The organism is Sphingobacterium sp. T2 (assembly GCF_000814685.1).
In the GTDB taxonomy this organism is placed as follows: Bacteria; Bacteroidota; Bacteroidia; order Sphingobacteriales; family Sphingobacteriaceae; genus Sphingobacterium; species Sphingobacterium thermophilum.
In genome coordinates, this window is the sequence record NZ_JXAC01000050.1 from 35819 (window position 1) to 47549 (window position 11731).

Below are 11731 nucleotides of genomic sequence, written 5' to 3' on the forward strand. Positions count from 1 at the left end.
GAAATTGTTTCTTTCGCAATTTACACATTATTATTTTGAGTCAGGCGTATTAATATAAACTCAAATTGAATTATCTTTGTACTCTGAATTTTGAGAGTTTCACCATTAAAAATACAATATATTGAGCAGTCTGACTAAAAAACGTTATACGATCACTTCAGCACTTCCGTATGCAAATGGACCGTTGCATATAGGACATTTGGCTGGAGCATACATTCCGGGAGATATTTTCGTTCGATTTTTGCGTCTTAATAACAAAGACGTAGTGTATGTGTGCGGTTCGGATGAGCATGGCGCTGCCATCACCATCCGTGCTAAGAAAGAGGGAATCACGCCGAAGGAAGTTATAGACAAATACAACAAGCAGATTAAAGAATCTTTCGAAAATTTCGGCATCTCTTTCGACATTTATCACCGTACGTCGGAGGCTATACATCATGAACTGTCGCAAGAGTTTTTCTTGAACCTCTACAACAAAGGAGAATTTATCGAGAAATATTCCGAGCAGTATTATGACGAAAAGTTCGATCAGTTCCTAGCAGACAGATACATCACGGGAACGTGTCCACACTGTCAGAGCGAAGGAGCTTACGGTGACCAATGTGAGAAATGTGGTACTTCACTGAATCCTACCGACCTTATCAATCCAAAATCTACTTTAAGTGGTGACACGCCTATCTTGAAAGAAACGAAGCACTGGTACCTGCCATTGGACAAGTATCAGCCTTGGCTGGAGAAATGGTTGATAGAGGGTAAGAAGGATGTGTTGAAGTCCAACGTGTTCGGCCAATGTTCGTCATGGCTTAAGTCGGGATTACAGCCTCGTTCGATGACACGCGATCTGGACTGGGGTGTTGATGTACCATTGGAGGAGGCTAAAGGCAAGAAGCTGTATGTCTGGTTGGACGCTCCTATAGGATATATTTCAGCGACCAAGCAGTGGGCTTTGGACAACGGCAAAAATTGGGAGGATTACTGGAAGACGCACGACAATCCGGAAGACGATTCTACGTTGATTCACTTCATCGGTAAAGACAATATCGTATTCCACTGCATTATTTTTCCAGCAATCTTGCATGCCCATGGAGGTTACATCTTGCCGGAAAATGTTCCAGCAAACGAATTCCTCAACCTCGAAGGTGACAAACTTTCAACCTCACGTAACCATGCGGTGTGGTTGCACGAATATCTGGAAGAGTTCCCGGGCAAGCAAGATGAACTACGCTATGTGTTGACGTCAATCTTGCCTGAGACATCGGATAGTGAATTCACATGGAAAGATTTCCAGGCACGCGTCAATAATGAGCTTGTCGCTATCTTGGGTAACTTCGTAAACCGTGTGATGGTTCTTTCTCACAAATATTTTGGAGGCAAGGTGTTGTTGGGTTCGGCGTTTAATGATACCGATAAAGCTGTATTTGACGAATTAAGCAAATATCCGGAGCTTATTGCCCAGTCCATTGGCAACTATCGTTTCCGTGAAGCTTTAGCACATTTCATGAATGCTGCCCGCCTAGGCAACAAATACTTGGCTGATGAAGAGCCATGGAAGGTCATTAAGACAGACGAAGAGCGCGTGAAAACTGTCCTCAATGTAGCGGTGCAGATTGTAGCCAACCTAGCTATTATGGGACAGCCGTTCTTGCCTAAGACGACTGAGAAGCTGTTTCAAATGCTTAACATAAACCCTCAAAGCTGGGATAAGGCCGGTAAGGCGGACATCCTTCCGGTGGATGCTCAGCTAGGAGAAGTACAGATGCTATTTGAAAAGATTACCGATGAACAGGTGGAAGCTCAGTTGGCAAAATTGGCGGCAGCAAAAGCAGCAAACGCTAAGGCTGCAGCTCCCGTGACGCCGGCAAAAGCCAATATCTCGTTCGATGACTTCATGAAATTAGATATTCGCGTAGGAACAATCCTAGAAGCGGAAAAGGTCGCCAAAACCAAAAAGCTATTGAAGCTTAAAATAGATACCGGTATCGACCGGCGTACGGTAGTTTCCGGTATTGCAGAATATTTCAAGCCGGAAGAAATTATTGGTAGACAGGTTTCTATTCTTGTTAACTTAGAACCAAGAGAAATCAAGGGAATACAATCACAGGGTATGATTCTGATGGCAGAAGATGCAGACGGAAGATTGGACTTCGTCAGTCCGCACACGGCTATCAAACCGGGAAGTACCGTGCGATAAGTTTAGAAGGCTGAAGAAAAATAGGGCTAAGAATTTCTTAGCCCTATTTTTATTGCTTTTTCAGTTTATCGAAAGCTAATCCTATCAGAAAACCAAGGATAGATGGAACTACCCAAGCTAGATCTAAGTCGGATAGTGGTAATTGGCTGAAGAAAGGAACCTGCTCTTGATTCAGCAGGTTTAGCATGATTCCTACGTTGAAAGCAGCAACCACTGTTGTCGCTATCAAAGCTCCCACATAAGGAGCTTTACTTTTAATGAAGTTTCCGAAAATAAGAATGTAGAGCACCAAGGTAATGGCGATAGGATATACAAACGCTAATGGAGGGTAGGCAAACTGAATGATTTTATCCACTCCGGAAATAGACAGCACACCGGAAAATATAGTACATAGGGTTACCAACAGTTTATAGCTTAACTTGTTGTTTGTAAGCTTTGAGAAGAAGGTGCCTACAGCCGTAGTGAGAGCGATAGACGTAGTAAGACATGCTAACGCAATACATAAACCTATGGCTATCATTCCCAAATCGCCTAAGGTGCTGCGCGCTATATGTATCAATAATGCTGATCGGCCTATTTCTTTGTCTTCAATACCGGAGGTGGCTCCTAGGTAGACGAGCCCTCCATATATGCACACGAGACAAAGAGAAGATATGGCTCCGGCAGATGTTACTACTTGAACTTTTCTGATGAATTTCTTTATATCCTTTGGCCTGTGCTGCCGCGATGATGATGCCAGCAAATACCAGAGAGGCTAACATATCTACTGTCTGATATCCTTCGGTAAAACCGAACTTGAAAGACTGTGTAGGGGTCAATCCGGAAGAAGCAAAAGGCCCGATAGGATGCAACAGACCTACCACAATCAGGATAAACAAAAGCACCAAAAGAAGAGGTGTAAGAATATTTCCTATGATATCCACCACCTTAGAGGGTGAAATACTCAAGATCCATGTGAGACTAAAGAAAATAATAGAGGATATAATAGGATTGAAGTTGGGAAAGTTAGGTAATATTCCTACTTCGAATGTGGTAGCTCCCGTACGTGGGATAGCTATTAAAGGTCCTATGCAGAGCATAATGATTGTTCCGAGAATGGGAGCAAGATATGGATTCACCCGATTTCCTAAGTCGTAGATGGTATCTCCAGATTTAACGATGGATAGGATTCCCAAAAAAGGAAGGAGAATACCTGTCAGCCCGAAGGCTAAGATGGTTATGAGGGTGTGTTCGCCGACCTGAAGTCCTATAAAAGGTGGCAAGAGTAGGTTGCCTGCTCCAAAAAACATGGCAAACAGTGCAAAACCTATCGTCAGGATGTCTTTTCTTTTCTTCATACTGTGATTAGAATAATAATTGAGTTAGTTGTTTTGCCTCTTTAACATCGTGTACACGCAAGATCTGTACCCCACGTTCCAACAGTAAAGTATTGAGTGCTGTCGTACCGTTTAGGGCTTCCTGCGGACTGATGTTCAGTTTCTTGTATATCATCGACTTACGGGAAATGCCTCCCAGGATAGGTAAACCGTGATAATGAAGTTCGTCCACACGGAATAGCAGCTCGTAGTTTTGTTCTATAGTTTTCGCGAACCCATATCCGGGATCTACGATAATATCTCTTACCCCTAATTCCCGAAGCTTGGAAATTTTGCTACCTAGGTCTACGGCAACATCATTTACCACGTCGTCGTAATCGGTCAGCTGCTGCATGGTTTCCGGTGTACCACGCATATGCATTAGCACATAAGGCACTTGAAGCTTAGCCACGGTATTGAACATGTCGTCATCCAACAGTCCTCCCGAAATGTCGTTGACGATATGAGCTCCGGCGAGAATAGCAGCCTTTGCGACATCCGCACGAAAGGTATCTATTGAAAGCGGAACCTCAGGAAATTGTCTACTTAGCGCTTCGATGACAGGCAGAGCTCTGTCCATCTCTTCCTGAGAAGAAATCAGTGGTGCTCCCGGTCTGGATGAATAGGCTCCTATATCGATGATATCTACTTCATGGGCTATCATCTGTTCGGCATGGATAAGAGCCTTTTCTAGAGATTGATGTTTACCACCATCAAAAAAAGAGTCGGGTGTAACGTTCAGTATCCCCATAATCTTGGGTTTCTCGAAAGTCATGAGCCGACCTCTTAGGTTAATAGATTGACAAGGATGAGTCGTTAGCTTATTCATTATACTGTAAAAATAAAAAAAAAGGCTGTAATAAACTACTACAGCCTTTCTTTGATTCGATGTTAATATTTATTTAACGACTAACACACCGTCCGCAACAATGTTGATATCTGTTTTTGGAGAGGTGATTTTTGCTATTTCTTCAGCGCTTTTGCCTGCATCTTCTGCATTGTGTTTCAGCTGCTTCACGGAGAGCTCTTTGACTTTGGCTTTCCCTTCAATCACAACCTTTTTACCTACAATGTCGGTAGGGACGAAGTAGCCGTAGTCTTTGAAACGAACCATGATAGGCTCTTCTTGTCCTTCTCTTTTTAATGTGAGAAAACAACCTTTTTTCTTTGCAAACTCCTACAACTTCGCCTTCAATCTTTCCTGTGTATTCTTTTTTCTCTTTCAAGGACTGCTCCAACTTTTTCACAGAGATAGCATTTTTGGCAGTAATAGTCTTACCGTAGTTAACCCCTGGTTTTGCCGGTTGAATGCTTTGTTGTGCAAAGACAGTAACGGTCATTGCTAAGACGAAAGCGAACAAACTAACTAACTTTTTCATATCAAATTGATTATTTACGTATAAATTCAAACTTTCCCGAAGGGTCCAGCTTCATGATAATGGAAGGTTTTCCCTTCGTAGTATCTTGTTGGCCATATTGCACGATGTAGTCTACTCCTTGTTTTATTTCTTCGGCGATTTCATCGAAGGCAGCAGCAGAAGGCTGGCCACTGATGTTTGCTGAGGTGGACACGATAGGCTTTCTGAAGCGTTGTAATAGCTGCTGGCAGAAAGGATGATTTACTATGCGTATGCCGACACTTCCGTCTTCTGCTATCACATTGGATGCCAGATTTTTGGCGTTGGAGTAGATGATGGTCATCGGGCGGTCAGCCACTTCAATAAGCTGGTATGCCACTTCCGGCACGTCGTTGACGTAGCCGGCAAGCTGATTGTCGTTATGGAGAAGGACAATCATACTTTTGCTTTTGTCACGGCCTTTCAGTGCGAAAACTTTCTCCACAGCCTCAGGATTTGTCGCATCGCAACCTATACCCCATATAGTGTCGGTGGGATACAATATTATTCCTCCATTTTTCAGTGTTTCTAAGGCCTTATTTAAGTCCTCTTTATCTACTAAGGTGCGAGCCATGGTTGTGCTAATGTTATACTGCTACATTATGTTCACGTAAAGCATCGTTCAAAGACGTTTTCTTGTCTGTAGATTCTTTACGCTTGCCGATGATAAGAGCACAAGGCACTTGATATTCTCCGGCAGGGAATTTTTTGGTGTATGAGCCCGGAATTACCACCGAACGGGCAGGCACATAGCCTTTGTACTCTACCGGCTCATCACCTGTCACGTCAATAATTTTGGTGGACGCGGTAAGTACTACGTTAGCTCCCAACACGGCTTCTTTTTCCACACGTACCCCTTCTACCACGATGGCACGAGAACCTACAAAAACATTGTCCTCAATAATTACCGGAGAAGCTTGTACTGGCTCCAACACACCACCTATGCCTACACCTCCAGAAAGATGGACGTTTTTACCGATCTGGGCACAAGAACCTACCGTAGCCCAAGTATCTACCATAGTACCTTCATCTACGTAGGCACCGATATTCACATAGGAAGGCATCATGATAACCCCTTTGCCAAGGAAGGCCCCATAACGTGCCGACGCTCCCGGTACTACGCGTACGCCTAACTCTTTATATGTTGGTTTTTAACTTCATCTTGTCGTGATAGACGAAAGGTGTGTTTTCGATAACCTTCATATCACGTATTGGGAAATATAAAATTACGGCCTTTTTGATCCAGTCGTTGACATGCCATAGCGATCCCATAGGTTCCGCTACACGCAACTCGCCGTTGTCCAACTTCATGATCACGGCTTGGATAGCCTCGAAATATTCTTTATTACCTAATAATTGTCTGTCCTCCCAAGCTTCTTCTACTAGTTTTTGAAGTTTTAGAATTTCCATTTTTTTGATTTAGTATTCGTTATTATTAACTACAAATATGATTATTTTTCTTTAAAACCTTGGTGTGTAGAAAGTAATATTTTAAGAGAATAATGGTATTTTTGGATATGGCAAACGAGTCTGAAAAATTACGTATCGATAAATATTTGTGGGCTATCCGCATCTTCAAGACGCGCAGCTTAGCGACGGAAGCCTGTAAGGCCGGACGTGTCAAGCTGAGCGGACAGAATGTGAAGGCCTCGTATGTCGTGAAGGTGGGGGATACTTTCACCATACAGAAAGGAATAGAGAAGAAGGTGGTGAAAGTCACCGGGCTGCTGGAGAGGAGGGTAGACGCCAAGACGGCCGTACAATATTATGAAGATCTGACGCCGGTAGAGGAAACTTACGGCTTTAAATCCATGTTTCATGCCCCTATATTGAAGAGGGATCGCGGTACGGGACGTCCTACCAAACGCGACCGCCGCGAGATCGATGAGCTGCAGAGCAGTGACTGGTGGGATATAGATGATGAAGATGACGATTAATCATTAATAAATAAAAAAGGCAGGAATATCCTGCCTTTTTTATGAAAATGAAAGTAATGATTATCTGTTTTCGATGTCTACATATTCACGGTCTACTTCACCAATATATACTTGTCTTGGACGACCGATAGGCTCTTTGTTGTCGCGCATTTCTTTCCATTGGGCAATCCATCCAGGAAGACGGCCTAAGGCAAAAAGCACAGTAAACATTTCTGAGCTGAAGCCCAATGCACGGTAGATAATGCCAGAGTAGAAATCTACGTTTGGATATAGTTTTCTTTGGATGAAGTACTCGTCCGAAAGGGCGGCTTCTTCCAGTTTCTTTGCAATATCCAATACAGGATCTTTAACACCTAATTTAGCCAACACATCGTCACACGCTTTTTTGATGATTCTAGCACGTGGGTCGAAGTTTTTGTAAACACGGTGTCCGAAGCCCATAAGGCGGAACGGATCGTTTTTATCTTTTGCTTTGGCAATGTATTTCTGAACGTCGCCACCATCGTTTTTGATAGCTTCCAACATCTCGATAACGGCTTGGTTGGCACCTCCGTGTAGAGGACCCCACAAGGCGTTGATACCTGCAGAAATAGAAGCATATAGGTTGGCATTTGAAGAACCTACGATACGTACGGTAGAAGTAGAACAGTTTTGTTCGTGGTCAGCGTGTAAAATCAACAACACACGCATAGCGTCCAACACCACTTCGTCGAAGATCTTATCACAGTTTACTTCGCCGAAGATCATATTCATGAAATTGTCGATATATCCGAAATCTTTCTTAGGATATACTACTGGATGACCTAACGATTTCTTGTGAATCCAAGAAACGATGGTAGGCATTTTTCCTAAAAGGTTTACGATAGTACGGTACTCTTCGTCTTCGTTTTGATTAGGATTTAAAGATTCTGGATAGAACGCTGATAAAGCACCTACCAAACACGAAAGCTGACCCATAGGGTGAGATTTTGATGGGAATCCCGCGAAGAAATTTTTCATGTCTTCGTGAACCATCATTTGGGATTTGATATCCGACCTTGAATTTTTCCAACACTTCTTTAGTTGGCAATTCTCCGTATATCAAAAGGTAAGCTACTTCCAAGAAGGTAGATTTTTCGGCTAAGTCTTCGATCTTATAGCCGCGATTAATTTTAAAAGTACCTTTTTCACCATCCAAAAAAGTAATGGCACTTTTGGTAGCACCTGTGTTTTTGAATCCTGGGTCTAAAGTTATATATCCTGTTTGTTGTCTTAATTGTGAAATATCAATAGCTTTCTCGTTCTCTGTTCCTGTGATAACAGGCAGCTCTAAAGTCTTGCCATTTAAAGTAATAGATGCTGTTTCCGACATAATCAATTTTCTTGTATTATACAAAAGTATAAAATTCAATAAGAAATTCTAAACTTATAGGGACTTAAAATGCCATTTATCGGTCATATTAATAGTAAGACACAATACTGTTTAACTCCCTGATTATCTATTTCTGCCTAAAATTTGGTTAGAATGATAACTTTCCGAAATGGGTTACCCTTTGCTTATCGCGTAGACAATATAAGAAAAATTAAAAACATATACACAGTTAATTCCCTAGGGGGGCTTAATGACCCCGAAACGGTCTTTTTTTATGATTTAACTGTGGATAGCCCCGAAAAACCAAATGTAAAATCGTTCCATTTTCTACCATCCAGATACCATTATTAAAGAATTATTTCATCATTTAGACCGACGTGGCTCTTGTCGAGCTTTTCGTTTCATAGGAGCTCTTAGCTTCATTAGCGACAATTTCAGAAAGACTTTGTCTAAAATCTTTCACTTTTGACATTAGGTTATTGAAGAAGATGCCAATTCTTTGGTTCATACTTGTTTATATTAAAAGGTTAGGTTATTTGTACTACAGGGATGTCATCCTTATGGTATGACAACCCACGCAAAGGAGATTGATTTGTCAATCTCCTTTGTTTTTATAAGGATTTTGCAATGTCAATATTTTGTCCTTATGTCTGAATTCAATAATATCTAAATAACGTCTAATATTGAACGCCCCTTTGGCTTTATTAATTAAGTATTGGTCACCGGGATAATCTTCAATCATTAGTGAAATTATAATGTTATTTGCTCGGTTTGTCCCCTCTTTGATTGCATCAGAAATTGTGTTCTTACTCAGCACATATACACCTTCTTCTTTCCATAACATTTTATTAATGGGTAAGTTGGAACGTTTCATCAACACATGAGGCACGTCTTGATTTACCAAGCCAACAAAATAAATGTGTTAATGTGCTGAAAACCAGCTATTGTGAAAAAGTGTTAAAATTTTACGAAAAAATTGTACATCTACGAAAAGTTCGTAATTTAGCCTTTGAAATAAAATATTACGTGTGTTATGGAGAAATTGACTATTCAGGAAGAAGAAGCTATGCGATCGATTTGGGAGCTGAACGGTGGATTTGTGAAGGAAATTTTGGAAAACATGAAGCCGGAGGAGAGGGTTCCTTATACGACACTGGCTTCTACCATAAAGAATCTAGAGCGTAAGGGGTATGTGAAAGCCGTAAAATATGCCAATGCGAAAAGATACGAGCCTTTGATTTCCCTTGAAGACTATAGAGCTAAGTTTGTGACCTCTTTTGTGGGCGATTATTTCAAGAATTCCTACAAGGAGATGGTTTCTTTCTTTGTGAAAGAGGAAAAGCTTAGCCCGCAAGAATTGGAAGAAATATTGGAGATGATAAAGAACAATAAATCCTAAAATTATGGAAAGTCTACTAACCTATATTATACAAGTCAACCTGCTGTTGGCCTTGTTGTACCTAGGATACTATTTCTTATTGAGAGGACTTACATTCTACCAGATGAACCGGCTGTATCTACTGCTGGGCAGTATGTACGCTTTTGTATATCCTTTTTGGGATGTAAAAAGCTGGTTCATGCGCTATGAGGTTATTCCGGCGCAACAGCTTCCTGATATTTTGTCGTTACTGGCGTCGTTGTCTAGTGAGGAGGTCAAAGAGGCGGCTTTCACCTTGACGGACAGCATAATTGCAGTGATGGAAATTGTCGCGGCAGTTTTCTTTTTTCGTTCTTCTTATCCAGCTGTTGAGCTTAAGACGCATCCATCGCAATTCGGAGCTTCCACATGGAATTCTTACAGCTTCCGTAATGTGCTGTTTCCGGTAGTTCCTTTTTCGTTCTTCGACAAGATATACGTACATAGGCCTCAGCATAAAGAGAAGGAATTATATGACATTTTTGCACATGAAAGCGTACATGTAAGGGGGATTCATACACTAGACATTCTTACTTTTGAGATCATCCTCATATTGTGTTGGTACAATCCCTTTGTATGGCTTATACGTAAGGCTGTGCGTCAGAATTTGGAATTTTTGACGGACCAGCAAGTGTTGAACAAAGGTGTAGACAAACAGAAATATCAATATTCGTTGTTGCATGTGACACAAAATGGCTTGTCTGTGGATGTGAGCACGCGCTTCAACTTTAAGATCCTAAAAAAACGTATTATGATGATGAATAAAAAACGTTCTTCGAAAGTGCATTTAGGAAAGTATGCCTTTCTGCTTCCTATTCTGTTGATGGCGGGTGCTTCATTTTCCGTAGAGAAGGCAGATCAAGTTATTACAGATATCGTACGTTTTACGGGAGAAATACCTTTGGTAGCTGTAGAAGTTCCCGAAGACACCATAATCATAAAGTCAAAAGGCACCGTTAAACAGATTATTACGCCAGACACAGGCATTCTTGTAGATTTTAAGACACTGAGCGTACCTGAACCACCGGTAATAAAGATTGACGGGAGGGATTCCCTTATTTCGGCGCTCACCATAATGAGAAATGACAATATTAAAGCGTTGACAAAAAGCTTTGATGCCAAAAGGTTGGTTGATAGTGTCAAAGGGGCCGTATCTTTTGTTATCGGGGACTCTGCTTTTCACAAGAAAATCTACCTTGGAGCTACAGCTTTTCCTTCTTATGATGCGGAAGCGGTAAAGAAACTGACAGATAGCATTAGCAAATCCATGGCCTTTACTTTCTGGGGCAATGGAGAAAAATTCTTCATCAACGATAAGCAAATAAACCTCCAAGAGCTGAAGAGCCTCAGAGACCAGAGTTTGAAGATAGCTATGGGGGCGCTAGCGAATGCCGATTCGGCTATAGCTGTGACAGGTTTCCGACTCAGAGGAAATAAAAACCCGCGTGGCAACGATCTGCTCTATGTGGTAGATGAGAATGTCATGAAGGATAATTTTGAGTTGTCGGATCTTGCTCCCGAAGAAATCTCCTCTATCACTATTCATAAAAGGGGATAAAGCAAAAAAATATTTGGGCAATAGCAACAAGAAGGCGGTCATTAAGATTAAGACCAAAAAGGCTAACTCCTAATCTTTATTTGCACTTTTCCATCACTAAAAATAAATCAAAAAGCACTCGAAATTTCGAGTGCTTTTTTTCTATTTGTAGGCGAAAACTTCACCCAAGTCGCTATTGTTGGTGAAGGTATTACCTGTATCTATCAACTCTCCTGTGGCAATGTTAATGACCATACCATGGACGGCAAGATCGTCTCTTTCTTTCCATGCATTCTGGACGATGGAAGTAGTACATAGGTTGAACACCTGCTCTTTGACGTTCAGCTCTACCAGACGGTCTGCTTTTTTCTCCATATCTGCTATAGCGTCAATCTCTTTGGCGTGGATGCGGTACACATCTTTAATGTGGCATAGCCAGTTGTCGATGATGCCAAACTGTCGGCGGCTGAGGGCTGCTGCCACCCCTCCACAACCGTAATGTCCACGCTGACKATGAATATGTTGTCGGTACTACGACTATCGCCG

11 protein-coding genes and 2 pseudogenes are annotated in these 11731 nt (G+C 41.7%); 4 read left to right on the forward strand and 9 right to left on the reverse strand.

Annotated features, from left to right (window positions below):
- The first annotated feature begins 121 nt into the window (after window positions 1-121).
- Entirely contained in the window at window positions 122-2191 is a 2070-nt protein-coding gene (metG, locus tag SD31_RS04435) for a methionine--tRNA ligase (protein WP_039053249.1), read from the forward strand.
- A 49-nt stretch (window positions 2192-2240) separates the two neighbouring features.
- On the opposite strand, the gene SD31_RS18390 is transcribed toward metG, so the two are convergent.
- The 6 genes and pseudogenes from SD31_RS18390 to SD31_RS04460 all read right to left on the reverse strand — a co-directional run bounded on the left by SD31_RS18390 (window position 2241) and on the right by SD31_RS04460 (window position 6353).
- Window positions 2241-2828: a branched-chain amino acid transport system II carrier protein gene (locus tag SD31_RS18390; RefSeq protein WP_231561165.1), complete on the reverse strand. Its 588-nt coding sequence runs from the start codon at window positions 2826-2828 to the stop codon at window positions 2241-2243.
- Window positions 2779-3528, reverse strand: a complete 750-nt coding sequence (locus tag SD31_RS18395) for a branched-chain amino acid transport system II carrier protein (protein ID WP_231561166.1) — start codon at window positions 3526-3528, stop codon at window positions 2779-2781. Before SD31_RS18395 ends, SD31_RS18390 begins: the two co-directional genes overlap by 50 nt.
- Window positions 3529-3535: 7 nt before the next feature.
- Entirely contained in the window at window positions 3536-4321 is a 786-nt protein-coding gene (folP, locus tag SD31_RS04445) for a dihydropteroate synthase (RefSeq protein WP_410528232.1), read from the reverse strand.
- Window positions 4322-4444: 123 nt separating this feature from the next.
- Window positions 4445-4660 carry a DUF4920 domain-containing protein gene (locus SD31_RS18400; RefSeq protein WP_231561167.1) on the reverse strand — a complete coding sequence of 72 codons (216 nt, stop codon included), beginning with the start codon at window positions 4658-4660 and terminating at the stop codon, window positions 4445-4447.
- 275 nt (window positions 4661-4935) lie between these two features.
- Window positions 4936-5517, reverse strand: coding sequence for an L-threonylcarbamoyladenylate synthase (locus SD31_RS04455; RefSeq protein ID WP_039053251.1), 582 nt, complete (start codon window positions 5515-5517; stop codon window positions 4936-4938).
- 13 nt (window positions 5518-5530) lie between these two features.
- Window positions 5531-6353: pseudogene (locus tag SD31_RS04460) on the reverse strand (2,3,4,5-tetrahydropyridine-2,6-dicarboxylate N-succinyltransferase).
- Between the two features lie 107 nt (window positions 6354-6460).
- Between SD31_RS04460 and SD31_RS04465 the strand changes: the two are divergent.
- Window positions 6461-6880 (forward strand): RNA-binding S4 domain-containing protein, encoded by a 420-nt coding sequence (locus SD31_RS04465; RefSeq protein ID WP_039053258.1) that lies wholly within the window; start codon window positions 6461-6463, stop codon window positions 6878-6880.
- 60 nt (window positions 6881-6940) lie between these two features.
- On the opposite strand, the pseudogene SD31_RS04470 reads toward SD31_RS04465, so the two are convergent.
- Together SD31_RS04470 and SD31_RS04475 are read right to left on the reverse strand one after the other, a co-directional pair.
- Window positions 6941-8231 (reverse strand): annotated as a pseudogene (locus SD31_RS04470) (citrate synthase).
- Window positions 8232-8826: 595 nt separating this feature from the next.
- A complete protein-coding gene (locus SD31_RS04475; RefSeq protein WP_039053252.1) occupies window positions 8827-9135 on the reverse strand; it encodes a hypothetical protein in 309 nt (102 codons plus the stop codon).
- Between the two features lie 129 nt (window positions 9136-9264).
- Between SD31_RS04475 and SD31_RS04480 the strand changes: the two genes are divergently transcribed.
- Window positions 9265-9630, forward strand: coding sequence for a BlaI/MecI/CopY family transcriptional regulator (locus SD31_RS04480; protein WP_039053253.1), 366 nt, complete (start codon window positions 9265-9267; stop codon window positions 9628-9630).
- A 4-nt stretch (window positions 9631-9634) separates the two neighbouring features.
- On the forward strand, window positions 9635-11206 hold the full coding sequence (locus SD31_RS04485; RefSeq protein WP_039053254.1) for a M56 family metallopeptidase: 1572 nt from the start codon (window positions 9635-9637) through the stop codon (window positions 11204-11206).
- A gap of 141 nt (window positions 11207-11347) precedes the next feature.
- Here SD31_RS04485 and SD31_RS04490 read toward each other — a convergent pair whose 3' ends face one another.
- Entirely contained in the window at window positions 11348-11704 is a 357-nt protein-coding gene (locus SD31_RS04490) for a carbonic anhydrase (RefSeq protein ID WP_262506530.1), read from the reverse strand.
- Window positions 11705-11731 lie beyond the last annotated feature (27 nt).